The sequence below is a fragment of the Pseudomonas fragi genome, from assembly GCF_025426255.1.
In the GTDB taxonomy this organism is placed as follows: domain Bacteria; phylum Pseudomonadota; class Gammaproteobacteria; order Pseudomonadales; family Pseudomonadaceae; genus Aquipseudomonas; species Aquipseudomonas kulmbachensis.
In genome coordinates, this window is sequence record NZ_CP104861.1 from 1,362,294 (window position 1) to 1,386,131 (window position 23,838).

At 52.9% G+C, this 23,838-nt stretch carries 20 protein-coding genes, 1 tRNA gene and 2 pseudogenes; 15 read left to right on the plus strand and 8 right to left on the minus strand.

What is annotated here, in order from left to right:
* Window positions 1-8: 8 nt before the first annotated feature.
* From N7D90_RS06395 to N7D90_RS06430, 8 genes are all read left to right on the plus strand, one after another.
* Window positions 9-365 carry a DUF4398 domain-containing protein gene (locus N7D90_RS06395; RefSeq protein ID WP_261741377.1) on the plus strand — a complete coding sequence of 119 codons (357 nt, stop codon included), beginning with the start codon at window positions 9-11 and terminating at the stop codon, window positions 363-365.
* A complete protein-coding gene (locus N7D90_RS06400) occupies window positions 362-1,177 on the plus strand; it encodes an OmpA family protein (protein WP_261741378.1) in 816 nt (271 codons plus the stop codon). Before N7D90_RS06395 ends, N7D90_RS06400 begins: the two co-directional genes overlap by 4 nt.
* Before the next feature lie 318 nt (window positions 1,178-1,495).
* Window positions 1,496-2,968, plus strand: coding sequence for a PLP-dependent aminotransferase family protein (locus N7D90_RS06405; RefSeq protein WP_261741379.1), 1,473 nt, complete (start codon window positions 1,496-1,498; stop codon window positions 2,966-2,968).
* A gap of 71 nt (window positions 2,969-3,039) precedes the next feature.
* Entirely contained in the window at window positions 3,040-3,513 is a 474-nt protein-coding gene (locus N7D90_RS06410) for a translation initiation factor 2 (protein WP_261741380.1), read from the plus strand.
* Window positions 3,514-3,666: 153 nt separating this feature from the next.
* Window positions 3,667-3,921 carry a YkgJ family cysteine cluster protein gene (locus N7D90_RS06415; RefSeq protein ID WP_048358771.1) on the plus strand — a complete coding sequence of 85 codons (255 nt, stop codon included), beginning with the start codon at window positions 3,667-3,669 and terminating at the stop codon, window positions 3,919-3,921.
* A gap of 47 nt (window positions 3,922-3,968) precedes the next feature.
* Window positions 3,969-4,577 carry an START domain-containing protein gene (locus tag N7D90_RS06420; RefSeq protein WP_261741381.1) on the plus strand — a complete coding sequence of 203 codons (609 nt, stop codon included), beginning with the start codon at window positions 3,969-3,971 and terminating at the stop codon, window positions 4,575-4,577.
* Window positions 4,578-4,842: 265 nt separating this feature from the next.
* On the plus strand, window positions 4,843-5,184 hold the full coding sequence (locus tag N7D90_RS06425; RefSeq protein ID WP_019827425.1) for a ribonuclease E inhibitor RraB: 342 nt from the start codon (window positions 4,843-4,845) through the stop codon (window positions 5,182-5,184).
* Between the two features lie 643 nt (window positions 5,185-5,827).
* Complete coding sequence (locus N7D90_RS06430; RefSeq protein ID WP_261741382.1) at window positions 5,828-6,556, plus strand: amidotransferase; 729 nt, start codon at window positions 5,828-5,830, stop codon at window positions 6,554-6,556.
* Between the two features lie 110 nt (window positions 6,557-6,666).
* Here the strand turns inward: N7D90_RS06430 and N7D90_RS06435 are convergent, their stop codons facing one another.
* The 3 genes from N7D90_RS06435 to N7D90_RS06445 form a co-directional block, all read right to left on the minus strand.
* On the minus strand, window positions 6,667-7,638 hold the full coding sequence (locus N7D90_RS06435; protein WP_261741383.1) for a magnesium and cobalt transport protein CorA: 972 nt from the start codon (window positions 7,636-7,638) through the stop codon (window positions 6,667-6,669).
* Window positions 7,639-7,721: 83 nt separating this feature from the next.
* Window positions 7,722-8,504: a lysophospholipid acyltransferase family protein gene (locus N7D90_RS06440; RefSeq protein WP_261741384.1), complete on the minus strand. Its 783-nt coding sequence runs from the start codon at window positions 8,502-8,504 to the stop codon at window positions 7,722-7,724.
* Window positions 8,505-8,724: 220 nt separating this feature from the next.
* Window positions 8,725-9,414: a crotonase/enoyl-CoA hydratase family protein gene (locus N7D90_RS06445; RefSeq protein WP_261741385.1), complete on the minus strand. Its 690-nt coding sequence runs from the start codon at window positions 9,412-9,414 to the stop codon at window positions 8,725-8,727.
* 308 nt (window positions 9,415-9,722) lie between these two features.
* Between N7D90_RS06445 and N7D90_RS06450 the strand changes: the two genes are divergently transcribed.
* Window positions 9,723-9,812, plus strand: a tRNA-Ser gene (locus N7D90_RS06450).
* A gap of 149 nt (window positions 9,813-9,961) precedes the next feature.
* On the opposite strand, the pseudogene N7D90_RS06455 reads toward N7D90_RS06450, so the two are convergent.
* Window positions 9,962-10,756 (minus strand): annotated as a pseudogene (locus N7D90_RS06455) (tyrosine-type recombinase/integrase); the annotation flags it as partial.
* On the opposite strand from N7D90_RS06455, the pseudogene N7D90_RS06460 reads away from it, so the two are divergent.
* From N7D90_RS06460 to N7D90_RS06480, 5 genes and pseudogenes are all read left to right on the plus strand, one after another.
* Window positions 10,756-11,220, plus strand: a pseudogene (locus tag N7D90_RS06460) (terminase); the annotation flags it as partial. The pseudogenes N7D90_RS06455 and N7D90_RS06460 sit on opposite strands and share 1 nt — an antisense overlap.
* Window positions 11,220-12,257: a phage portal protein gene (locus tag N7D90_RS06465; RefSeq protein ID WP_261741386.1), complete on the plus strand. Its 1,038-nt coding sequence runs from the start codon at window positions 11,220-11,222 to the stop codon at window positions 12,255-12,257. The pseudogene N7D90_RS06460 and the gene N7D90_RS06465, both read left to right, overlap by 1 nt.
* A gap of 157 nt (window positions 12,258-12,414) precedes the next feature.
* The gene (locus tag N7D90_RS06470; protein WP_261741387.1) at window positions 12,415-13,209 is read left to right on the plus strand and encodes a DNA adenine methylase; all 795 of its coding nucleotides are present in this window, start codon (window positions 12,415-12,417) and stop codon (window positions 13,207-13,209) included.
* A 263-nt stretch (window positions 13,210-13,472) separates the two neighbouring features.
* Entirely contained in the window at window positions 13,473-14,495 is a 1,023-nt protein-coding gene (locus tag N7D90_RS06475) for a ParA family protein (RefSeq protein WP_261741388.1), read from the plus strand.
* Window positions 14,496-15,344: 849 nt separating this feature from the next.
* A complete protein-coding gene (locus N7D90_RS06480) occupies window positions 15,345-17,225 on the plus strand; it encodes a hypothetical protein (protein WP_261741389.1) in 1,881 nt (626 codons plus the stop codon).
* A 1,544-nt stretch (window positions 17,226-18,769) separates the two neighbouring features.
* Here the strand turns inward: N7D90_RS06480 and N7D90_RS06485 are convergent.
* A complete protein-coding gene (locus N7D90_RS06485; RefSeq protein ID WP_261741390.1) occupies window positions 18,770-19,831 on the minus strand; it encodes a 2OG-Fe(II) oxygenase family protein in 1,062 nt (353 codons plus the stop codon).
* A gap of 917 nt (window positions 19,832-20,748) precedes the next feature.
* On the opposite strand from N7D90_RS06485, the gene N7D90_RS06490 reads away from it, so the two are divergent.
* Window positions 20,749-21,228, plus strand: a complete 480-nt coding sequence (locus N7D90_RS06490) for a GNAT family N-acetyltransferase (RefSeq protein WP_134048830.1) — start codon at window positions 20,749-20,751, stop codon at window positions 21,226-21,228.
* Between the two features lie 83 nt (window positions 21,229-21,311).
* On the opposite strand, the gene N7D90_RS06495 is transcribed toward N7D90_RS06490, so the two are convergent.
* The 3 genes from N7D90_RS06495 to N7D90_RS06505 all read right to left on the minus strand — a co-directional run bounded on the left by N7D90_RS06495 (window position 21,312) and on the right by N7D90_RS06505 (window position 23,753).
* A complete protein-coding gene (locus tag N7D90_RS06495; RefSeq protein ID WP_261741391.1) occupies window positions 21,312-21,896 on the minus strand; it encodes a hypothetical protein in 585 nt (194 codons plus the stop codon).
* Window positions 21,897-22,231: 335 nt separating this feature from the next.
* A complete protein-coding gene (locus N7D90_RS06500) occupies window positions 22,232-22,564 on the minus strand; it encodes a tetratricopeptide repeat protein (RefSeq protein WP_261741392.1) in 333 nt (110 codons plus the stop codon).
* A gap of 295 nt (window positions 22,565-22,859) precedes the next feature.
* On the minus strand, window positions 22,860-23,753 hold the full coding sequence (locus N7D90_RS06505; RefSeq protein ID WP_261741393.1) for a LysR family transcriptional regulator: 894 nt from the start codon (window positions 23,751-23,753) through the stop codon (window positions 22,860-22,862).
* Between the last annotated feature and the right edge of the window lie 85 nt (window positions 23,754-23,838).

The following is a 23,838-nucleotide window of genomic DNA, read 5'->3' on the forward strand; positions in this document are numbered from 1 at the left end:
AATTCCTAGTGACAATTCGACCTCTTTTCGCTGCCCTGGCCGTTTTGGCTCTGGCGGGTTGTGCAGCCGATCCTGCGCCGAATGAACAATTGCGTTTGACCGAACAAGCCCTGGAACAAGCCAAGGCCGTAGGTGCGAAAGCCGATGATATGGCTGAGCTGAAGCAAGCCGAAGACAAGCTGGCCCAAGCGCTGGCAGATATGGCAGATGAATCCTACAAAGACGCGCGCATGCAGGCTGAACAGGCTGAGCTTGATGCCCGATTGGCCGAAGCCCGCGTGCTGACGCAAAAAAGCCAGGAACAATTGAACGTGCTCAATACCCGTATTTCGCGCTTGCGCAAACAGCTGGCGGAGGCCCAATGAGCCTCAAGTCCAGAGCTTTCATGGGGGTGCTGGTGGTGGGTTGCGTCAGCCTGGCCGGGTGTGCCGGGCATCACAACAGCGCTCAGGCCTTGCAACAGGCCAGTACCGATTTTCAGGCCGTAAAAGAAGACACCAATGTGTTGCGCATCGCGCCCAAGGACGTGATTCGTGCAGGCGAATCCCTCGCTCGCGCCGACCGATTGTCCAGCTACTGGGGCAGTGGCGAAGACGTGGCGCATTACGCCTATGTGAGCCAGCGCTACAGTGAAATTGCCCGCGAGCATACGCAGCAGGTGCTCAACGAAGAACGTGCGGCCAAGCTCGAGCTCGAGCGTCAGCGCCTGCAACTGGCCTTGCGCGAAGCCAAGTTGTTGAGCGTTCAGCAACAGGGCCAATGGCTGGAAGAACAAATCATTAGCCTGGCCACTACCCAGACTGATCGTGGTTTGGTAATGACCCTGGGCGACGTATTGTTCGACACGGGCGAAGCCGATTTGAAAAACTCGGCCAACCGTACGGTGCTCAAACTGGTGCAGTTTCTGCAGCTGAACCCCAAGCGCATCGTGCGCATCGAGGGTTACACCGACAGCACTGGCGGCAAGGAGGACAACCTCACGCTGTCGCGTGATCGTGCGCAGGCTGTGGCGGATGTGTTGGTTGACCTGGGGATCGACGAAAAGCGCATCCAGGTTGAAGGCTATGGCGATCAGTACCCGGTGGACGTAAACGCTACCGAACGCGGTCGGGCCCAGAATCGCCGTGTCGAAATCGTTTTTTCTGACGACAAAGGTCAGTTGGGCGCTGCTCGCTAAAGCGCGCAGCGAAGGGCTTCATTGAAGCCCTGTAGCAGCTGCCGAAGGAACGAGGCTGCGTTCGGCGGCGCAGCCGTCGTAAACCTAAGTACTCAATATCGCTGACACACCGAGGTGCCTGATTTGCGACGACGACGTCGCCGAACGCAGCCTCGTTCCTTCGGCAGCTGCTACGTGGGTGGCTAATCCGCACCCATACAGTTCCCACCCGCGCACACCCTGTACGGCTTAGTTAAGTGACAACTGTGCCCGTACACTTCTAAACTGTTCCGGTATTGTTCTCCACAAAAATAAAGCCTGAACATCGAGTGCTGCGCCATGACCAACCTTTTGCTCTATCAACGTATCGCTCAGCAGTTGGCTGAGGATATTCGGCGTGGCGTTTATCAGCCAGGCGAGCGCGTGCCTTCGGTACGCAAGATGAGCTCTCAGCTCAACGTCAGCCATGCCACGGTGTTGCAGGCATACGCCAATCTGGAAGATCAGGGTTTGATTCGGGCGCGGCCGCAGTCCGGTTATTACGTGCACCAGACCCCGGCCCTGACCGCTCCCACCCCGGATATCGCCCGTGTAGAGCGTCCAGGCCTGGTCACTCGGAGCAGTATCATCCAGCAGGTATTGGTCGAGTCCCGTCGTGAAGGCGTGTTCCCGCTGGGTGCGGCCGTGCCCAGTGTCGATTACTTGCCTGTGCGGGCGCTGCATCAGCAACTGGCCAAGGTCACGCGCTTTCACAGCCCGCGGGCGTTCAGCTATATGTTCAGCCCGGGCTTTGAACCGTTGCGGCGCCAGGTGGCAATTCGCATGCGCGATGCTGGCGTGGTGGTTGACCCTTCGGAGGTCATCATCACCCACGGCTGTGTCGATGCCCTGCAAATGTCATTGCGCGTGCTGACCCGCCCCGGCGACCTGATTGCGGCGGAGTCCCCCACCTACTACGGGCTGCTGCAACTGGCTGACCTGCTGGGCTTGAAAGTCATCGAAATCCCCAGCGACCCGGCGACCGGCATGAGCCTTGAAGCCCTGCAACTGGCGGCCAATCAATGGTCGATCAAGGCCCTGGTGCTGACCACGCGGCTGAGTAACCCATTAGGCGGGACGATGCCCGAAGAGCGGCAAAAGCAGTTGCTGCGTCTGGCTTCCGATTTTGATATCCAGATCGTCGAAGACGACATCTATGGCGAGTTGATGTTCGAGGTCGGTCGTACCAAGGCCTTGAAAGCCTACGATCGCCTGGATCGGGTGATTTACTGCTCGAGCTTTTCCAAGACCTTGTCCCCCGGTGTGCGTATTGGCTGGATGATCGCGGGCAAGTTTCAGCAGGAAATCCAGCGCTTGCAAACCTTCACCACCCATTCGGCGTGCAGCGTGACGCAGATGGGCGTGGCGGCTTACCTTGAAAATGGCGGTTACGACCGCCATTTGCGTTTCATCCGCCAGGAATACAGGAAGAACCTGAGTGCGTTCCAACTGGCTGTTCAGCAGCACTTTCCGGAAGGCACACAGATGTCACGCCCTAGCGGAGGCTTTATCCTGTGGGTCAGCTTGCCGGGCCGGGTCAATACTCAGGAACTGCATGTGCGGGCGCTGCAACAAGGCATCAGTATCGCGCCGGGGCTGATCTTCAGTAACACTGAGCAGTTCAATCACTGCATACGACTAAACTGCGCCATACCCTGGAACCGCGAAGCCGATCGGGCCTTGATGACCTTGGGCATGCTTGCCAACCAGCTCTGCCAGGAAGCCTCGGGCCTCTACGGAGGAAGCGCGGCAGCCGCAGGGATGGCCTTTTGACCATAATCACCTTGTCACCCTGTGCGTAAAGCGCGAGCATACGCACCTGAACGGTTAAAACTGTGGGAGTTATGAAAGCGACATATTGTGTGGGCCTGCTGTTAGTGGGCGTTTTGAGTGCGCTTAATGCTGTTGTTGCGACAGCGGCCCAAGTGCAACCTGTAACGACCTCCGCGGAGAAAAAAACGGTCCATTCACCCGCAAAGCCGGTGGCCAGCGAGAAAAAAGCTCCGGTCAAGAAGCGTGCGCCCGTGGCCTCAAAATCCAGGTCGGCCCATGAGATCGCCAAAAATCCTTTGCCCGCCGCACACCTCGATTTGCGACTGCCCCCCGAAATGGTCAAGCAGCTCCATCCTCTTGGCGCTGTCCCGATGCCCGCGCACAAACCATTACTGCCTAACATGTTTGGTGAGAAAGCAGCCGAAGAAAGCCCTTTTCAGCTCAACGGCCGCCTGCTCAGTAATGAGATGAACCTGCAATTGCGCAATGAAGCCCGGCACAATGAAATCGAAGGCGCAGCGCTGGATTTCGAGTTCAAACAATAAGTGTCGAGCGCTGAAAAACGGGCTTCTAAACTGACTATTCAGTCACTGTCATTTATCGGCACATTCTGCTGAACGGTCAATTTCAAACACCTGTTCCAGCGAGTACTATCCTTTGTCATCAACACACTTTGCCCCGAATGAGGTGCTAACGTCATGAATTGCCGTGAAGGCTGTGGCGCTTGCTGCATAGCCCCTTCCATCAGTACACCGCTGCCAGGTATGCCCAATGGCAAGCCTGCCGGGGAACGCTGCCTGCATCTTTCTGTCGACTACTTGTGCGGTTTGTTCGGTCAGCCTGAGCGTCCCGCGGTGTGTGGCGACTTCAAGGCAGACATCGAGGTGTGCGGCAGTAACCGTGAAGAAGCCATCAACCTGATCGGCTGGTGGGAGCAGATGACCGCGGCGTAGTGTGTTTGTGTCCAGTGAACAGACCTTCAACAATAAGGAATAAGACAATGGGTTCGTTGCATCGAGTGGCATTGGTATGTGGTTTGAGCGTTCTGCTGGTGGGCGTGGCTCAGGCTGAAAACTGGAAGGTCGCCAAGGATCAGGACGGCATCAAGGTGTCGTTGAGCGAAGTTGCCGGCTCCCAGTACAAGGCTTATCAGGGGGTGACCACCATCAAGGCGCCACTGGCCAAGATCAGCAAATTGCAGGAAGACGTGGCGAGCGCCTGTGCCTGGATTCATGAGTGCCAATCGCAAAAGCTGCTCAAGCATGAAGGCGACCAGAGCTGGACCTACACCCAGTTCAAGACGCCGTGGCCGGTAACCCCGCGTGACTCGGTGTTGCTGGTGACCACTGTTCAAGGGGCCGATGGCAGCTTGACCCGTACCCTCAAAGGGCAGCCGACCTACATCCCGGAAGAAAAGGGCTTTGTACGGGTTGCCCAGGTCGATGGCTTCTGGAAGCTTGTGCCCAAAGGCGACAACCTGACAGAAGTGACTTATCAGGTGCACACCGAGCCGGGTGGCAGCGTGCCGTCCTGGTTGGCCAACAAGTTTGTGGTCGATGCTCCGTTCAACACCCTCAAAGGGCTCAAGGAGCGCGCTGAAAAGCCGTAACCCTTGGTGTGGGCCGCTTGGTCCTGGGCAGCGCATCTGTCCGGGTACCGGGCGCCGGTTTTCCCGGCAAAGGTAAAACCTGTTGAAATTCATGGCTTGCCCCCTTGGCAGACGCTGCGCCCTGGGGCTACTCTGCATCCAGACCAGCGAAGTAATCGACTGGCTCTGATCTTGTTTGCTACATGCTTATTTCTTCCCTTTTCACGGCCTGCCTGCAGCCGAAAGGGAAGCGCTGAATGTCTATCCATTGCGAGGAGGACGTTTCATGAGCACAGCCCATCAAGAAGACCTCAGCAGCTATGTGCTGCGCCGCATGAAAGAAGGCGGTTTTGATTTTTCACGCATCCATCCCATCGAGTTTTACGCAATCTTCCCGGACGAGGAGCGGGCGCGCAGAGCTGCAGGTAAATTTTGTGGTGAATCCTTGAATGCACAGATCAATGTGCGTGATGACGGCGCCTGGTATCTGGAATTAAGCAAAGTGATGTACGCCACCTATGGTGGTATTGGAGATTTTGAGCAGGACTTTGAAGCGGTAGTGGTTCCGCTGGGCGGGATTATTGAAGGCTGGGGCGTCAAGCAGGAGGTGCGTGGCCTGTTGAATTGATACGCGTGCGGTGTATATACGGCTAGCCTTTGGGCTGGCCGTTTTGGTTTTAAGCGAGGTCATTCAAGCGTGCAGTAACCCATGGCCGTCGAAGACGCACAGGGGCTGCACGCCTTCGGCATCCGGGCGAGTCTTTAGCCGATGACCTTGGTCAAGTTCGGCAAGATCAGCAGCAAGGTGGTAGCAAAGAGAATGAGTCCGGCCTGGCGTACTTTCGTATGTTTGAACATGGCTATCTGCCTTTTTTTGTTATTCCTGGACGACAATGCCAGCGACAAGGGCACCAATCCTTGAAAAAGCTCGCCCCCCGCGACAGGTTTAACCTTAGAGCCCTCATAAGATATGGCTTAGAACCCTTTTACATCATTCAAGTGCAGTAGGTTTCTAAAAAGCTATTAGGGTTTCTTGGCTTGCGCTGTCACCCCGCAGCTAGACGCAATGGGCTGGTTTACAGTCGATATCCTTAGTGCCCTACCGTTCGTCCGGGAGCGTGGAGCGGGGTATTTTCGTCCCGCCAAGGCGTACTTTTCTCAGGGCGGGACAGGCTATTACTACGTTCAGTACTTGCCTTGAAATACCCTTTCAGGGCAGGCTCTGACCAGTTGTCATCATTACTTTCGCTTTTATCGTGCCAGGTATTTTTATGTCGCTACGCATCTGCATTCTGGAAACCGACATTCTGCGTCCAGAGTTTGTTGATCAATATCAGGGCTACGGACAAATGTTCGTGCGCCTGTTCTCCACGCAGCCGATCGCTGCGCAATTCAGTGTGTTCAACGTGATGCATGGCGAGTACCCGTCAGACGACCAGGCCTTCGACGCCTATCTGGTGACCGGCAGTAAAGCCGACTCATTTGGCACCGACCCTTGGATTCAGACCCTGAAGGCCTACCTGCTGACCCGCTTTGAACGTGGCGACAAGTTGATCGGCGTGTGCTTTGGTCATCAATTGCTGGCGCTGCTGTTGGGCGGCAAGAGCGAGCGTGCCACCCAGGGCTGGGGCGTTGGCACCCATCAGTACAAACTGGCGGCCAAGGCGCCTTGGATGAGCCCTGTGGTCGAGGAACTGACGCTACTGATCAGCCATCAGGACCAGGTAACGGCCTTGCCGGACAATGCCACAGTCATTGCATCCAGCGATTTCTGCCCATTTGCCGCCTACCACATCAACGATCAGGTGCTGTGCTTCCAGGGCCACCCCGAGTTTATCCACGACTACTCACGCGCCTTGCTTGACCTGCGCCAGGAGCATTTGGGCGCGCAGATCTACAGCACTGGCATCGCCAGCCTGGAGCAAGACCATCATGGCCGCACCGTTGCCGAGTGGATGATGCGGTTCGTTTCGCACAAGCCGCAAACCGAAACCGTGTAACGCTTATTGATTTGTAGCCGCTGCCGCAGGCTGCGATAAGGAGGCCGCTGCGTGCCTCATCGCAGCCTGTGGCAGCGGCTACAGGTCTTGTGTGTGACAGATAGTGAAACTCACAACCAGCCAGACCGCTTGAAACTGACCCACAACCCGGTCACCCCCAGCGTAATAAACCCCAACACGCCAAAGTAGCCGTAATGCCAGCTCAGCTCCGGCATGTTCTGAAAGTTCATCCCGTAAATGCCCGCCACTGCAGTGGGGAAGGCCAGAATGGCTGCCCAGGCTGCGAATTTGCGCTGCACAATGCTCTGGCGTGATGACTCCAGCAATACGACGATTTCAATCGTTTGCGTGGCGATATCGCGCAGGGTGGTGAGGTCTTCCATCTGGCGGGTGACATGAATCTGCACATCGCGAAAATACGGGCGCATGTTCTTGTCGATAAAAGGGAATGTCAGGCGCTGCAATTCTTCGCTGATTTCGACCATGGGCGCCACATAGCGCCGTAATCGCAACACATCGCGACGCAGGGCATGCAAGTGCACGATATCGGCTTCATTGAGTGCATTGCCCAGAATGTTTTGTTCGAGCTGGTCGATTTCGGCATGGATGGCTTCGCTGACGGGCTGATAGCTCTCGGTCACGAAGTCGAGCAGGGCGTACAGCACGAAATCTTCACCATGCTCGAGCAGCAGCGGGCGCGCCTCGCAGCGCTGGCGTACGGCCTTGTACGAGGCTGAGTGGCCATTGCGACTGGTGATGATGTAGCCGTTGCCGGCAAAAATATGGGTTTCGACGAACTCCAGTTTGCCTTCATGGCGAACCGGCGAGTAGATAACAATAAACAGCGCATCGCCAAAGGTTTCAAGCTTGGGCCGGCTGTGTTTCTCAAGGGCGTCTTCGATGGCCAGTTCATGCAGGTTGAACTGGCGTTGCAGGTTGCTCAGCTCTTGCGCGTCGGGTTGCTCCAGACCAATCCAGACGAAGTGGCCGGGCTTTTTGGCCCACTCTATGCCTTCGTCCAGAGTGATAGCGGTGACTTTCTTGCCTGCGTTGTAAACCGCAGCAGCAACAACTCTCCCCATAGTTCTAATCGCTTCTTCTTCAAAGGGTTATGGCACGAATATGCAGCTTAGCGCGCAATCTTGCACTTTGAGTCGACAAACGTTCAGAGGTTCGGATTAGAGGTTGAAGCAGTGCTTCTGGCCACGGGTGGCGCCAGACGTTTATGTTGGCTCAGCAGTTCGCGGTCCATCGCTTCGATGCACTCGCGCATTTGCTCGTGGCACTGCTCCATCAGCCGAGGAATGTCGTCTAGGGTCAGGCCCGCCGTAGGGATCGGGGGCAAGGAGCGAATCTGGATATCAGCACTGTGCCAGCGGTTGAGCTTCAGATGCTGGCTGTAAGTGCTGGCACACACCGGCACAATCGGGACGCCGGCAGTAATTGCCATTTGAAACGCGCCCTTCTTGAACGGCAACAGGGTTTCACCAAAATTGCGCGTGCCCTCCGGGAACACCCAGATTGACGTGTCTTTTTCTTGCAGGGTGCGCGTGGTGGTCAGCATCGATTTACGGGCTTTCTGGGCGTTGCCCCGATCAATCAGCACATTGCCCGCCAGCCAGAACAGCTGGCCAAACAGAGGCACCCACTTCAGGCTTTTTTTGCCGATGCAGACCGTACGGCGCGGCACCACATTGCCGAACACAAACAAGTCGTAATTGGACTGGTGGTTGGCGATGACCACGCAGCTGTGAGGCTTGTCCATCAACGGCCCGACTTCGGTCTTGAGCGTGTACCCGAGGATCCATCTGGACGGCCAGGCATAAAGTCGCGCGCACAGGCGACTGTTGTCCGGATTGAAAGGACGACACATGCCCAACAGCACACCGAGCACGCCTGCGATCATAAAATGCAGACACATCAACAACATACGTATCGAAAGTAGCATTTACAGGCTCGCTGAAACTAAAGATGGCGCAGTGTACGGATGTGCACTGTATTCAGCAATTACCCCGATACAAGTAGGAGATAGCTGAAGTTTTAGCATTTGTTTCAACGGGCTGGTTGAGGTGCAGGCTAGAGATGTTTAAGGGGATTTGTCGCGAGGCGAGGAGGGGGCTGAATCCCGACCGCAGGCTGCAATCGGGATCGGTGCTGGGGGGATAAGGTCAGAGCGGGTGGAGCTGGTCTTCTTCTATAGCCTTGTCCAGCGTCTCCAGCAGTGCTTTGCGCACTTTGAGCTTGGTGTTCCTGTGGGCCTTCATATTGATCTTCTTCAACTGGCGGGCCACTTCCAGGGCTGCGGCCTGCAACTCTTCGGGCTTGACCACCTTGTCGAGGAAGCCTGCGTCTACCGCGGTGAGCGGGTTAAACATTTCGCCGTTGATCACCGAACGATGAAATGCCGATTTACGCAGGCGATCGCGGGCCAGTTCAATCCCGGCGTGGTGCATGGTCATGCCGATCTGCACTTCGTTCAGGCCAATACTGAACGGGCCTTCGACGCCGATGCGGTAATCCACCGACAACAACAGGAATGCGCCCTTGGCCACCGCATGACCGGTACATGCGATAACCACCGGGAAAGGATGCGCCAGCATGCGCCGAGCCAGGGTCGATCCCTGCCTGACCAGCTCAATGGCTTGCTCAGGGCTGGCCGTCATTACCTTCAAGTCATAACCGCCCGAAAGAATACCCGGCTGCCCGGTAATGATGACCACAGCGCGATCCAGCTCGGCCTGATCCAGCGCGGCATTAAACGCGGTGATCACGTCCGGGGAAATGGCATTGACCTTGCCATTGCTCAAGGTCAGCGTGGCGATACCGTCTTCCAGGTGGTAGGCAATCAAGTCACTCATGGCGCAATTCCTTGTTATGAAGTGGGGCAGACGTTACCCAGCCCTACGGCGCAGGTAAAGGGCTATGACTGACTGGTGAGTCAGGCAATTGACCTTCGTCCTCTATATAGAAGGCGGCGCAGCAGCGATTACGGCTGAACGGGCAAAGGAGCCTGGCCCGGGATTTGGCGCAATCACCCGCGAGGGCCGTGCCTAAAAAACGACTATTTTCGTAAGCGCATGAAAATTCTGAAAAAAACATTTGTCATATCGAAAGCTTTCGACTACATTAGCGCGCCTCGACAGACAGAACTTGTTTGAAGAGATACGGTGAAGTGTCCGAGTGGCTTAAGGAGCACGCCTGGAAAGTGTGTATACAAGAAATTGTATCGAGAGTTCGAATCTCTCCTTCACCGCCACATTAAGTAAACACAAACCCCTGATTTTCCTAGAGAAAGTCGGGGGTTTGTGGTTTCTGGAGGCCGAAAAAGGCCCATATGAGGCCAGTCTGGGGCTGGCGGCTGTTTTTGTATCGTCGATTAACCCTGATTACAGGGCTGGTTGGCTGCAGATTTAGAGCGTGTTGCAGGATGCCGACAACATCCGGCCCATCCTCATTAATCCAGGTCCCATAGTGCTGGCGGATCATATTCCCGTTGGTATGCCCCATCTGCTCGGCGATCCAGTCAATCGACACAACCCCCGTCGTCAGCAACTGACTGGCATAGGTATGCCGACACTGCCCCGCCCCGTGATACCTGACACCGGCAGCCAGCAAGTGCGCCTTTAAAAACCGATCCTGGACAACAAAGTCATTGGTGTGTGGCAATCCGCTTTTAGTCTTCAGAAAAACGAAGTGCAACTTGTGCTTACGTACCGTCTTGTTGTCCCGCTCAACGATATCCACAGTCTCGGGCATTTTGTTCTGATTGATGGCGTCGATCTTGCGCAACGCATCCCAAGCTGGCTCCAGCAACCGAACCTTACGCAGCGAGCGCCGTGTCTTTGTCACCCGGTACGCACCGCGCACCTTGGATCGGCGGAACGTCACCGTTCTTTGTTTTAAATCGACATCCTCCCAGGTCAGGGCAATGGTCTCGGACACCCGTGGCCCAGCCCATAATATGAACTGAATCATTAGCAGTTCTTGCGTGCGGTTGGTCGGCGTCTCAAGAATCTGTTTGATCTCTGCCCTGGTAAACGGATCAGGGGCTTCAGGATCGGGCAGGCGAACAAACAGCCCCTCGGTTGGGTCGTGCGCCACCTTCATGCGGGTGCGGTAAAGCCTGAATACCTGACGCACATTACTGATGATGTCGCGGATGGTCTTGTTTTTGAGCGTGCTCGACAGCGTGTCCTGAACCGGGCGGCAAATTCCGCGTGCTGGAGCGCCATCAATTCCGGGGCATGGACTTCGCGGAGCAGGCAGCCTTTATCAAAAGCGTCTGCGACCGCTACTGGGTTACTTATATCGGCATCGATGTCACCGGCTTGGGCTGCGGCGTGGCGCAGCTGGTGCGGCAGTTCTTCCCCAGCGTCACTTCCTTCAGCTATTCGCCGGAAGTCAAAACCCGCCTGGTACTCAAAGCCTATGACGTGATCTACAACGGTCGGCTGGAGTTCGACGCAGGGTGGACCGACATGGCGCAGTCGCTGATGGCCATCCGTAAAACCGTCACTGCAGGCGGTCGCCAATACACCTACACCGCAGGGCGCAACGACACCACCGGCCACGCCGACCTGGCCTGGGCGCTCTTCCACGCATTGCATAACGAACCGCTTGAGGGGCAGACCTCTGCCAATACCGGGCGGATGGAGATTTTTTGATGAGCGATCAACAGACAAACACTGCGCCTCAAGTGGCAGACGGCAGAGTTAACCAGTCCATTCAGGCATTCAGTTTTGGCGACCCGAGCCCGGTGTTAGGTGGCCGAGCGGTATTTGATTATCTGGAGTGCTGGTTTAACGGGCGTTGGTATGAGCCGCCGTTGTCGCTGGATGGGCTGTCACGCTCGGTGGGTTCCAGTGTGCATCTGCATTCTGGCCTGACCTTTAAGCGCAACTTGTTGAGCAAGACCTTTATCCCGCATCGGTTGTTGTCGCGGGCCGCGTTTGAACAGTTCGCGCTGGATTTTCTCAGCCTGGGCAACGGCTATATCGAGGCACGGCGCTCGATGTTGGGGTCGACCTTTCAACTGAAACCGGCGCTGGCCAAGTACATGCGGGCAGGGCAGGGAAGGGCAGGGCAGGACGGTCGGTATTTTCTGGTTCAGGGCTGGAAGGAAGAGCATGAGTTTGACACAGGCAGCATCTTCCATCTGCGCGAAGCCGATCTGCACCAGGAGGTGTACGGCTTGCCGGAATGGATCAGCGCCCTGCAGTCGGCGCTTCTCAACGAGTCGGCGACTCTATTTCGCCGCAAGTACTACGAAAACGGCAGCCATGCCGGATTCATCCTCTACATGACCGACCCGGCGCAGAACGAATCCGATGTCGATGCCCTGCGCAAAGCCCTGAAGGATTCGAAGGGGCCGGGTAACTTTCGCAACCTGTTTGTTTACTCGCCCAACGGCAAAAAGGACGGTATTCAGTTGATCCCGGTCAGTGAGGTCGCGGCCAAAGACGAATTCAGCGCAATCAAAAATCAGACCCGCGATGACGTGTTGGCCAGCCTGCGCATACCGCCGCAGTTGATGGGGATCGTGCCGCAGAACGCGGGTGGGTTTGGCTCGATTCGGGAGGCGGCGCAGATATTTGTGGCAAACGAACTGGAGCCGATTCAATCGCGTATGACGCAGTTGAATGAGTGGCTGGGGGAAGAGGTCGTGAGGTTCAAACCGTATGAGATCGCCGGGGGCGAATAAAGCCCCCGCGCAGTAAACGAGGCGACGATCCGGTGCGGAAACACCGGGTTCGACGCCGAAACACTCGATCTAGCCGAGTGCTCCAACCAAGGCCTCGCCCCACTGCGCAGGGGGGACGAAGCCTAAGCGAATCCAATTGTCTATACAAGGATCACTTATGAGCACCCCAATAATCCCGTGGATGGGTGGCAAACGCCGCCTGGCAGATCGCCTGATTCCACTGTTTCCCCCGCACGAATGTTATGTCGAGGTCTTTGCCGGCGGCGCCGCGCTTTACTTTATGCGGCCCCAGGCTGCACCGGTTGAAGTCCTCAATGACATAAACGGTGATCTGGTGACGCTGTACCGCGTTGTGCAGAACCACCTAGAAGAGTTCGTGCGCCAATTCAAATGGGCGCTCAGCTCGCGACAGATATTTGAATGGCAGAAAATGACCCGGCCCGAAACCCTGACGGATATTCAGCGGGCGGCCCGGTTTTTCTATCTGCAGCACCATGCCTTTGCCGGCAAGGTTACTGGGCAGTCATTTGGCACGGCGACCACAGGGCCGGCCATCAACCTGCTGCGGATTGAGGAAAACCTGTCAGCAGCTTGGCAGCGGCTGTCTGGCACTTATGTGGAGAACCTGCCCTGGCTTGAGTGTGCTGAACGGTATGACCGGCCCCACACATTTCACTATATGGACCCGCCTTATTGGCAGACCGCAGGGTATGGGGTGGACTTCCGGTTTGAAAACTACGAACGGATGGCCGAGTTCATGCGCCGCTGTAAAGGCAAGGTGATGGTCAGTATCAACGATCACCCGGATATCAGGCGGGTGTTTGAGGGCTTTCACTTTGAGACGGTGGATATTCGTTATAGCACTGCGAATCAGCGGCAGGGAAAGGCTGAGGTCAGTGGGGAGTTGGTGATTATGAATTGGGCGCCGGAGGCGTTGGGGATGTTGTTTTGATCTGAGGGGGTGGCGGGTATGTGTTTGTACCCGCATCAGCTCACGAGGAGCTCAATCGTTCTCTTTTTCCAAGCGTTTACTCTCCTGGACGTAGAGCTGTGATTAGGCTTACGGGCCGGTTATGCATCTGATATGCATCGTGGCATAGCAGTTTTCTAGGAGTGCGACAAAAAATGTCTTATTTGGACGTGCAAAAGTCATTCTGTGCTGATACTGTGTCCGTATTGGACATCTTGTTGTCCATTTAATCAGTGGAGATTGTAATGGACATCAAATATGCTTTCTGGAACAACAAAGGTGGCACAGGTAAAACAAGCTTAGCTTTCCAATCGATTATTAGGTACGCGGAAGAACATCCACAAAAGCGCATTTTAGCTATTGATGTTTGTCCACAGGCGAACCTTTCTGAGCTCTTGCTTGGGGGGTTAAATAATAATGGTAGTGAAAAACTTCTCGCTCGGCAGGGACTTGTCCCAAGATGTAGCATTGGTGGTTACTTCCAGCTTCGCTTACCTTCTCCATATACACCACCAAATTTTAGCGCTCAGGATTTTATAACTCGACCAGCAGACTATAACTCTTCAATATCTGGAAATATTGATTTGATTTGTGGTGATCCGTTGCTGGAATTACAAGCGAATGCTGTAAATACTCTTGCAAATAACCAGATTCCAGGGACAAATCCATGGGTGGCGGTTGTAGATTGGTTGAAAGATTTTTTGGATCAAGTAGATGATCAGTACGACACTGTCTTTTTAGATTTAAACCCTAGTTTTTCGCTGTACACACAGATAGCCCTGGCATCGTGTGACCGAATTGTTCTTCCTGTGATGGCTGATGATTCCTCACGGCGTGCGATTCAGAACGCTTTTTCGCTGGTCTATGGATTGAAGCTGCCTTCTGAAATTTATGCTGCATATGCGTTTGCTACCAAACTGAAAGCGGCTGGACGTGAACTACCAAAGATCCATCTTATTGTTAAAAATCGACTAACCCAATACATGGGGGCTGCATCTGCTTATGCGGCAGTATTACACGCTATTGAGAAGGATGTGGAAATGCTCCTGCAGACTCATCCTGATATATTTTCAGTTAGTACTGTCAAGGAATGTTTTGTAGAAGTTCGCGATTTTCAGACTACGGGTGTTGTAGCATTTGCCAAAGGCTTGCCTTTTTCCAAAGTTAAAGTTGGCAAGCAAAGTATTAACGGGCATCGTGTTCAAGTTAAAAGTGATTATTTGGTTAATGCTCGCGATGCTATTGATATTTTAGTGGCTAAACTTTAATTGACCTAATACCTACGTCCTATGTTTTTTCGGCATCATAGGGCGTATTTCTTTAGCACGCTTTGATTTTATCTTGTTCACTACTCTAATGTTGTATCAGATACCTACCAGATGGGCCTGAGGCACGGCAACCACGAGATTATCCATTAAATTGCTACCTGTCTTGTGTGGGCCTTGAACCTCTCACATCGAGGTGTCCTGTGCGCAGTCTTTCCCTTTCCAATACTTAGTAGGATCCGCGTAGGGCTTTTACGTGTTTCAACCTTGGCGCGCGCCGTCGTCCCCCCACCTCGCCTGCGGGCTATATAGGTCTTTTTTTCCGCACTTCTGCACCAGGCTGACAGCGGGCTGGGCTGTGGGCTGGCTTGAGGATGTTGGGGTGTGAAAACCCTGCGGATCCCTGCAAAGGTAGGAGTTTTGAGGAGAGGGGCGAACTCACACTAAACTTGGGAGTTTGTTTGTGTTCGAGCTAGCCATTCGATGACGAATGCGGTTGTGCCTGTTCAGTAAAGAACGACCGGTTGAATCCAGCCAAGTGAAGACACTCCACTGCTTACGCTTACTATTCCTAGCGGTCCTAAATACTAAAGTCCGACTTCTGGCCTCCCACCGGCTGCTTTGGGTCGAATATATTGAAAATCTGGCTCCGTTTTTTACTGCAGAATATATGTGCGTGAGATTGAAATTTGCGTTCGGAGAAGAAATTCAGGACTCAGATTTCACGTGGCTGCTGCAACAGCGGTTTAGGCTTGCAGCTATCAGAAGGAGTTCGCGTATCATTGAAAAGAGCAGGGTGTAGTCTGCGAGCAGACCCTACTACCTGCATTCCAATGATGTAAGGATGACTTCATGAACAGCGTATTACCAACGATCCCGAATCAAAATTGCGAGAATTTCTTGGAGTTTTGCGATTTTTTGCGCGCAGCCCCAGTAAAGCCAGCCGCGGGTATTACCCACGAGGGATACAAGAGGCATCATGAAGTCATTGCTGTGGTTGTGGATTCTCCGCCCAATAGCCAGATTTCCTACTGCTGGTACAACTGTATTGACCAGACCTTATTGAAAGGTGGAAAGGTTATCTTTGGCTGGTTGCTCTGGGAAGATATGGATTATTTTTCTGCCCAACATCATGCGATATGGATGGATGATGATGGGGGTCTTTTTGATCTTACTCCAAATGCAATCTCGGCTAATAAAGTGCTATTTATGCCAGATAATCGTGCGCCATTTGATATTGTTGAGCTTAGGGCTCCGGCGAGTTTGAGGTGGAAGTCAGCTAATGAGTTTCATTGGGCTTTCGGCCCCTACAAAGAAAACCATTTTTTTATAGGTCGAATGCTTCCTACGGCGGAAGAAGCTCAGAGAATAGAAGCGACACGACGGAATCTTGATGATCGACATAACCTTATTTCGGTGCTTCAGGCATCGGGGAGTAATATTCTATATAATCGCTTGATGGAAGATTTTGATAATGTTGAAAATCTCAGCACCTTTCAGAGCACAAAAGAATTTAAAATCCTCATCGAGCTGGATGATTTATTACAGAAAACATCTCGCCCTCATCTATCTAAGGTTAGTAGCGACTGGGAGATATTAGTCAGGGCCTGGAATAAATTTAATGCTGCTGCAAAAGATATAAACTGTTCTCATAAAGAAATTTTGCAAGAGATTTCAGGGCTATTTCAAGTCAAATGCCCAGCACCATTGATGCTGCTGGGAAGTCTTGTCAATCATGATGTGCGCATCATCGGCAAGCTTGGCGCTAACAAGCGTAAGGAGTGTCTGGAGTTAGTAAAGAAGGCTAACTTAATAATTCGTGATTTTAGAATTGAGTTGCTTCAGTACGGCTCCGCTGATGCGATGGAAAGTTTTTTCGGAATGAGCCATGTTTTCGATAAGGAAGATGTGGAGTTTCAGGTGGCGGAAGTTAAAGGCTTAGTTGCCTACTTAGATACGAACGCTGTCACAAATCTGTTGAAGAAAAAGGAGAACAAAAATCTGTGCCTGGAGACACAGAAAGAAGGTCTGGTTTCATTTGTTTATAGCTCATATTTGGTCGCTGATGTAGTAAATATGAATCCGTTTTTTCTTAAGGATTATATAGACGATCTTTTGAAACTGACCCAAGGAAAAATGATTGGGGTAATAGATAGCGTGCCCCGCTTTGTTAATGAGGATATCAGTCGTACCTTGGCGAGGGCCGGAAAACAACAAGGTGCTGCTATGGCATTTGAGAGGCATAAATTCATCAAGGTAATCGAGCATTTTCATGAATACCCCGAGCTTAGAAAGGGGAAAAGCCTGAGTAATGCTTTGGCCAAAGACGGTGCTGCATTTTTTAATAATCCTGAGAGTCAAGCCACTCTTGGCTATCAATCGTTACGAAGTAAATTTTATTTACGTGAACATGCTTTCGAGTTTATAACATCAGGCAAGGTGCACGGGCTTGAGTCTAACGAGATCAGGAGTGTTATTAATGAGCTACTTGAGGTTTTGGACTTTTGCAATTACGAAACTGAATCGGTAAAGTTCTCAAACTTTAGAAAAATTGCTAGTAGTTATCGTGACAATGAGCATATTGCTCATGCTTGCATTGCGGACTATTTCGTTACCGATGATGAAAAATTGAAAGCTCGCGGAAATCTGATTTATCCAATCGTCGGCGCACGCACGCAGGTCGTTGGAGTTAAAGAGTTTCTGGAGAAATTGCCAACATTTATTTCTGGCTGACGGCACTGATACGGGTGTCTGCAATGTGTCGATTACTGAAGGTGGCGAAGGGTTGCAGTTGGCCGAGAGCCGCCGTTGAGGAACGACTCCATCAGCTCGGATTCTCAGGAGCGCTGACGGAAAAAGGTAATTCAATAGCGCAACAGGTCTAGAGGTTGCTGAAAGCCCCGTGTTTGTTGGCTTTGGCGTATTACACAGAGAAGTTATTTTGAGTGATGTGCAAGGTAATTTAATTGTAAGTCATTGATTTATATGGAGTAGAGTCTTATAGATAATTACTTAATAAAAGAGTAATTAGATTACGTATAAGTTACTCAGATATTACCTACACCGTATCAGCTGTAGCCCTTTGAATCCGGGCGTTACAGACGTTTTCCCCAAGCGCTTACCGTTATTACCTTTTTCCGATGGCGTTCCCCAAAAAATACACATGCCCTATCAGGCAGCAGATTCACAGGTTGACGCACAAACCCATGGGGCTGCCATGGGGCCGCTCGCGCACGGACAGATGCTCTACAGCCCTTATAAACCGGGGGGTACTCTGAGAAAACTGCAAACGGGCGGTTTCGAATCTCTCCTTCACCGCCACATTAAGTAAACACAAGCCCCTGATTTTCCTAGAGAAAGTCGGGGGTTTGTGGTTTCTGGCGTCTGGAAAAGGGTGATATGGGGATGCGGGCTTGTTTCTCTAGCCAGGGGGCTCCTCTAAGCCGAGATCCGTTTGACCGCATCATGGTGGCTCAAGCGCTTGCGGAGGGTATCAGCCTGGTGGCACACAACAGCGCCATGCACGCATACCCTCACACAATCATTGTTTGACCTGTGCGTTACCGTGTTACCAAGCCGCCCATCGAGGCGGTTTTTTTCGGTCTGTCACAAATAGGCCTGTAAACGCACCTTCTGAGACTGCCAGTACGAGCGCACAGCGTTTCTCGTCAAAGTGCTGATGGAAGGTGGTCGCACTTTGGCGTCACCCATAAAGGCTACAAGGCTCTCAGGTGAAGGCCATCGGATAGCAATGTTGACGGGCTTTGGGGTAGTGACGTGCTTCATGCCCAGGCGCGCGCCGTCGTCCCTCCACCTCGCCTGCGGGCTATATAGGTCTTTTTTTCTGCAGTTCTGCGCCTTGCTGGCAGCTGGCTGGGCTGTGGGCTGGGTAGAGAGTTTTACGAGACGAAAAGCCTGCAGATCCCTGCAAGGGTCCGGGTTTTGAGGCAAGGGAGTGAGTTCACATCAACCTGGGCACATGTTTGTGTTCGAGTAGGTCGCCGATGGCGAATGCTCTTTGTACCTGTTCAGTAGAGACCTACCGATTGCTCCAAGTAGCCACAAGCAGCTATCGGCCAGAATCGGTAATCGTGTGGCCACAAAGCTGGGCTATTCAATTTTCACCAAGCTTATATATGCAGCAAACATTGAAGTTGTAGAAGCCCTCTCACCTGGATCTCGTGAGAGGGCTTTTGCGGGCACCTTAACCACTGAGAGGCCCAATATTTTAATGGGCTTACATTACATCTTCGGGGCCCAAGTAATACCTCGACTGATTAGTTTGGGTATTGTTGTTGCGGTCGAAAGACTTCATCTTTTAGCCGTTCGATATGGGCCAAGCGATTCTCGCGGTGAATACGTTTTGTAGTAGTCCGTTCCGGGTAGCAGCGCATGAACATGTTGGTGAAGTGTTCACCATAATGAATTGATGTGTCTCTTTCGCTCCCAAGTACCGGGCGGGCAACAGCTTCGAAGTGAGGCTCGTGGAAGTAGGCGAAGGCAAAGCGCTCGCGGGTGTTCAGCTTGACTTTATGGGGCGTAGAAAGTAGAAGGCCATCAGTCAGAAATTGCAGAATATCCCCGGGGAAGACTGTAAATACGCGGGGGACTGGTTTGACAAATGTCCAAGGCTCCTGGTGCTCGAACTGGCCAGCAGAACTCTCTGATTGCAACCAGTTTCTGTTGCGTTTTTCTCCTGGAACCGGCGGGCGAATATACAAACCGCCCACATCATCCTGGCTGGCGATGACCAACAAACCATAATCTGTATGGGCACCAATCCCTCGGGATGTGCTGGAGGATTCGGCAGGGAAACGAAGCACACGCATGTGGTGCCATCCGTTTTTAGTCAGTGATGTTAGTGTGTTCTTGTCCGGCAACTCAAGCCCTAGGGCAACAAGCTCTAACAGCTTTTCTCCCACAAGGCCTAGCTCGTCCATGTAGTTCTGCATGCTGGACTTATAGTCGGCGTCGGGCCATGGTGCGGGACCGTGACAAGGCCAGCCCTGTTGTACCTGCTCGCTAGTGTGCGGTAAATCTTTGCAGACTGTGAATATCTCAGGGTTGTCCCGTTCGCCAGCAGTAACTTCTTCTCCTGAAAAAACATACCCGCTATAACTCAGATCACTCAAACAGCTTGCTTTTACCGCGTGAGGCATTTTGAAAAAGCGCTTGCTAGCCTGAAGAGCACTTTGCAGTGCGAGCTCTTGATCGGGGGTGCTTGTTATCTGGAAGATACCATCGGTTTGCCATGCTTTAATCAGCGCGTGACCTAGCGCTTTATCGGCAGAGCTGCCAGTGATACATTCGGGCAAGATGAAAGTTTGTAAGGCAGTCATTATCGTTCCCTCTTAATCCATTTAAAGGGATGTACTCTCAATCAATGAGGCGTTGGACTTCGATACTGCGCTCAACGGAACTTCACCAGAACAGTGAAAAGCCACTGCTGGATCATGTACATCTTAATGTTCCCGTGCGGGAGTAAGTTTTTATCGTGAGTTGGCGGTTTATGCAAGCGGTTTTCGTAATTAAATTTCCAGCCTTATATTTCTCAATGGATCGAGAGGCTGCTGGAAGTACGGTATTTGTTGGCTTTGGCGTATTGCGCAGACAAGTTATTTTAAGTGATGTGGACTGTAATTTAATCGTAACTCATTAATTCGTAAGGGGTTGATGCTTATAGGTGATTAGTTAATAAAAGAGTAATTAGATTACTTATAGGTTACTCAGATATTACCTGCACCGTATCGGCTGTAGCCCTTTGATTTCGGGTGTTACAGACGTTTTTCCCAAGCGCTTACCGTTATTGCCTTTTTTCGATGGCGTTCCCCAAAAAATATACATGCCTTCTCAGGCGGTAGATTCACAGGTTGTCGCACAAAGTCATGGGAACGCCATGGGAACGTTTTTACGCAGACCGCTCCTCTACATTTTTTCCGCACTTCTGCACCAAGCTGACAGCTGGCTGGGCTGTGGGCTGGGTAGAGAGTTTTGGGAGACGAAAACCCTGTGGATCCCTGCAAAGGTAGGTTTTTTAGGCAATAGAGTGAGTTCACATCAACGTGGCACTTGCTTGTGCTCGAATTGGTCGTCGATGACGAATACCGGTTCTGCCTGTTCGGTAAAGACTTACCGATTGCTCCAGGTAGCCACAGGCAGCTATCGGCCAGAACCGGACGTTTCGCAGCACGTACGTGGTTGCCCCCTCAGATTGCATGTGAGAAGTTGAGGTGACGCTAATTTGTTAAGGAAAGTCATGGAGATTCGACCGACAAATACGGAAGACTGGATGCTATTAAAGCAAGTCCGACTCGCTGCGCTTTTGGACACGCCGACGGCATTCGGTGTCAGTTATCAAACTGCCGCCGCTTACACTGACGAACAGTGGAAAGTAAGAGCCTCTTCAGCCGGAACAGAATTCTGGTTGGCTTTCGAGAGAGATCAACTTATCGGAATGATCGGTGCTGCGGTCAATAGCGCACATCGCTTTAACCTGATCGGGATGTGGGTGGAACCTGCTGCGCGTGGGTCTGGCGTGGCAATTCAGCTAGTCGACGTGGTCAAATCCCGGGCTACCGAGAAAGGCTTCAATCGCGTATTCCTCGACGTGTCTCCGGAGAACGCAAGAGCCTCAAGCTTCTATCTCAAGCAAGGTTTTGCTTTCATGAATGAATGGGAGCCGTTAGAAAGCCATCCTGACATTACGGTTCAGACGATGCTTTGGACCGCAAACTGATCATAGATTCGTCCGCTTCGGGTCGATAGCAGCCGTAAGCGGCACAGACTTAAGGCGTGGGACTGTTTCGGACAGCCTCACGACTAGAAGTTCTCAAAACTGACTTTTATACCAGCTCGTCCCGCCAACTCAGCAATCTCTTCCAGCCGATTAGTGTCAACAATGACACCTTCGTAATTATCATCTCCGAAATCCAGGTGAAGATAACGTTTACCAAACCGAGCCAGCCATTGATCAAAGTCATTGAGAACTTCGGGCATCGATGAGACACCATCCTGCACATAAACGTATGGCTCTTTCAAACCACTGGCTCTAACCAAATAGGGGGCTTGGTACTCAAACACGTCAAAGCCCTTCCAATCCATGCTAAGGAGAACGAGGTTTTCAAGTTTTTGTCCCTTTGAGTCATTCAGAAATCCCTCCGAGAGGGCACTGGATGCGTCGTCTCCCATTGCGTACCTGCGCATCACGCGCCTAACAAGCCTAGCGCCTTCTTTTTCTGGAACTACAGCTACCAGCGTTTTGGAAAAAGCCTCAAGAGCTTTTTTCTGGGACGGATCGCTTCGTTCCGGCCGCAGTTCTTTCATGATTGCTGAAGCGCTGAGGTTGGTTTCCTCGGGTGGGGGCATGGTAAAGCGTCCACCAAACAACCGATCTAAGATGCCCATATTAGCCCTCTGTATTACCTTGAAAAAATCATCGGAATCGCCCCGGTTCTCTTAGAGATATCGAAGCCTCAAAAGGACGTAAGCTTAGGCAAGGTTCGATCAGTCAGCTTTTGGCCTAGTGACAGGAGGGTTCGCTGACTTCATTGCTGCGCTGAGTGTGGCTACCCTGCCAAGCGCGGAAGGCTAACTTACCAGGCAGAAAACGAGGTCCGCTTATTGCCGTCGTCGAACTATCATCGGTTAGCTAGCTTATTAAAGCGCGGCACAATTTTTAGGAATACGAAATACCTAGGGTCATCGCTGCCAAAAATATCATCTCCAGCCCCCATGTACGCTCACATGAGTACATCGGCGGCTCGATCAGTTTCCCCTCTTTCGTACAGTGCTTGGCCCAGACGCAAATGCAGAAATGGATTGCCGATTGCATCGGGGCAAGTCATCGCATACTCAAGAGATTCTTTTGCCGAGATGAAGAATCCCCCAAGAAAACAGGCATCGCCGATAGCGGTAAGTTCCCATGTCGCCGCCTCCCAGTTATTTTTGGGTTCTGGAATCAGCTCCCACGCTAGGTTGTATTGGCCGATGGCGGCCTTGTAGTCACCACTTTCCAGGAGCCCATCACCCACTTGGCAAAACTCTTTGATCTGCTCATGGGTCAAGGTATCCATTTGATTTCCCTATCCATAAGGTTTAAGCGCGTGAATCCCAGATTTTGCAAGCGCACTGGTAGATAAAAAAGCGTGAAAATGACCACGATAGATAGGGCAGCTTCTGCCCGATTTTTGCCCGTGACGACAGGCAGGAATCGGCCAAAAGCGGTCTTTCACGACGGCCATTTAAGACGTGCGGACGACCCATCAATGCCAGAGCTCACGATTGTTCCAGTAAGGCAAACCATCTATTAATAGTGCACCCAAAAATGTTTTGATCACTTCAACATCACAAGTACCCGAAAATATCAGCTTACATCCGGTGATGTTCCAGCAAGAAGTCCACGAACAATCGCACCCGCGCCGGCATTGCCGCCCCGCCGACGAACACCGCATGAATCGGTTCTTGGTCCCCGGGGTTCCAGGCTTCCAACAGCGGAATCAGGTCGCCGCGCTGCAGATCCTCGCTCACGCTGAACTCACCGATACGTGCAATGCCGGCACCTACTCGCGCGAGTTGTGCCAGCGCTTCACCACTGCTGCATTCGATGTTGCCGCTGACCTTTAGGGAAAACTCTTTTCCATCGCGGATGAACGGCCAGTTGGGTTCGGCACGCCGGAAGTTGAAGCGCAGGCAGTTGTGCCGTAGCAGGTCCTCCGGTTCGAGGGGGATGCCGTGGCGCTGCAGGTACTCGGGGGATGCCACCACGACCTGGCCGGTGGCACCGATCCTGCGCGCGGTCAGCGGGCTGTCCGGCAAATGGCCAAAGCGTACCGCCACGTCAGCCTGGCCGCCGAGAATGTCGACGACTTCGTCACCCAGTGTGAGGTCGACGACGATATTCGGATAACGGGCGCTGAATGCTGCCACCAAGGGAACGATGGCCAGCCGCCCATGGCCCAGGGCGGCGCTGACCCGCAATCGGCCCCTTGGTACGCCTTGGTCGGCGATGGCTTCTTCGACCTCGGCCATGTCGGCCAGGATGCGCCGGGCGCCGCGCAGGAAAGCTTCACCCTCGGCGGTGAAGGTGATCGCTCGGGTGGTGCGCAACAGCAGGCGGGTACCCAGACGCTGCTCGGTACGCGCAATGATCCGACTGACCGCAGAGGGTGTCAGCCCCAATGCACGCGCGGCGGCCGACAGGCTGCCTTCCTGCGCCACCGTAACGAACACGCTCATTTCACCCGACCTGCCGTTGAAGTCCATTTGTGCTCACTACGCAAAGGTGATTGCCAAAAATGCTATCTACCGCCTTGAAAGGGTGGATCGTAGCATTGGCGGCATAGATAAG

Bases quoted from the DNA above. Each gene is read 5' to 3' on its own strand.
- N7D90_RS06400 (WP_261741378.1), top strand. From the start codon at position 362: ATGAGCCTCAAGTCCAGAGCTTTCATGGGGGTGCTGGTGGTGGGTTGC.
- N7D90_RS06405 (WP_261741379.1), top strand. From the start codon at position 1,496: ATGACCAACCTTTTGCTCTATCAACGTATCGCTCAGCAGTTGGCTGAG.
- N7D90_RS06410 (WP_261741380.1), top strand. From the start codon at position 3,040: ATGAAAGCGACATATTGTGTGGGCCTGCTGTTAGTGGGCGTTTTGAGT.
- N7D90_RS06415 (WP_048358771.1), top strand. From the start codon at position 3,667: ATGAATTGCCGTGAAGGCTGTGGCGCTTGCTGCATAGCCCCTTCCATC.
- N7D90_RS06420 (WP_261741381.1), top strand. From the start codon at position 3,969: ATGGGTTCGTTGCATCGAGTGGCATTGGTATGTGGTTTGAGCGTTCTG.
- N7D90_RS06425 (WP_019827425.1), top strand. From the start codon at position 4,843: ATGAGCACAGCCCATCAAGAAGACCTCAGCAGCTATGTGCTGCGCCGC.
- N7D90_RS06430 (WP_261741382.1), top strand. From the start codon at position 5,828: ATGTCGCTACGCATCTGCATTCTGGAAACCGACATTCTGCGTCCAGAG.
- N7D90_RS06435 (WP_261741383.1), bottom strand. From the start codon at position 7,638: ATGGGGAGAGTTGTTGCTGCTGCGGTTTACAACGCAGGCAAGAAAGTC.
- N7D90_RS06440 (WP_261741384.1), bottom strand. From the start codon at position 8,504: ATGCTACTTTCGATACGTATGTTGTTGATGTGTCTGCATTTTATGATC.
- N7D90_RS06445 (WP_261741385.1), bottom strand. From the start codon at position 9,414: ATGAGTGACTTGATTGCCTACCACCTGGAAGACGGTATCGCCACGCTG.
- N7D90_RS06465 (WP_261741386.1), top strand. From the start codon at position 11,220: ATGAGCGATCAACAGACAAACACTGCGCCTCAAGTGGCAGACGGCAGA.
- N7D90_RS06470 (WP_261741387.1), top strand. From the start codon at position 12,415: ATGAGCACCCCAATAATCCCGTGGATGGGTGGCAAACGCCGCCTGGCA.
- N7D90_RS06475 (WP_261741388.1), top strand. From the start codon at position 13,473: ATGGACATCAAATATGCTTTCTGGAACAACAAAGGTGGCACAGGTAAA.
- N7D90_RS06480 (WP_261741389.1), top strand. From the start codon at position 15,345: ATGAACAGCGTATTACCAACGATCCCGAATCAAAATTGCGAGAATTTC.
- N7D90_RS06485 (WP_261741390.1), bottom strand. From the start codon at position 19,831: ATGACTGCCTTACAAACTTTCATCTTGCCCGAATGTATCACTGGCAGC.
- N7D90_RS06490 (WP_134048830.1), top strand. From the start codon at position 20,749: ATGGAGATTCGACCGACAAATACGGAAGACTGGATGCTATTAAAGCAA.
- N7D90_RS06495 (WP_261741391.1), bottom strand. From the start codon at position 21,896: ATGGGCATCTTAGATCGGTTGTTTGGTGGACGCTTTACCATGCCCCCA.
- N7D90_RS06500 (WP_261741392.1), bottom strand. From the start codon at position 22,564: ATGGATACCTTGACCCATGAGCAGATCAAAGAGTTTTGCCAAGTGGGT.
- N7D90_RS06505 (WP_261741393.1), bottom strand. From the start codon at position 23,753: ATGGACTTCAACGGCAGGTCGGGTGAAATGAGCGTGTTCGTTACGGTG.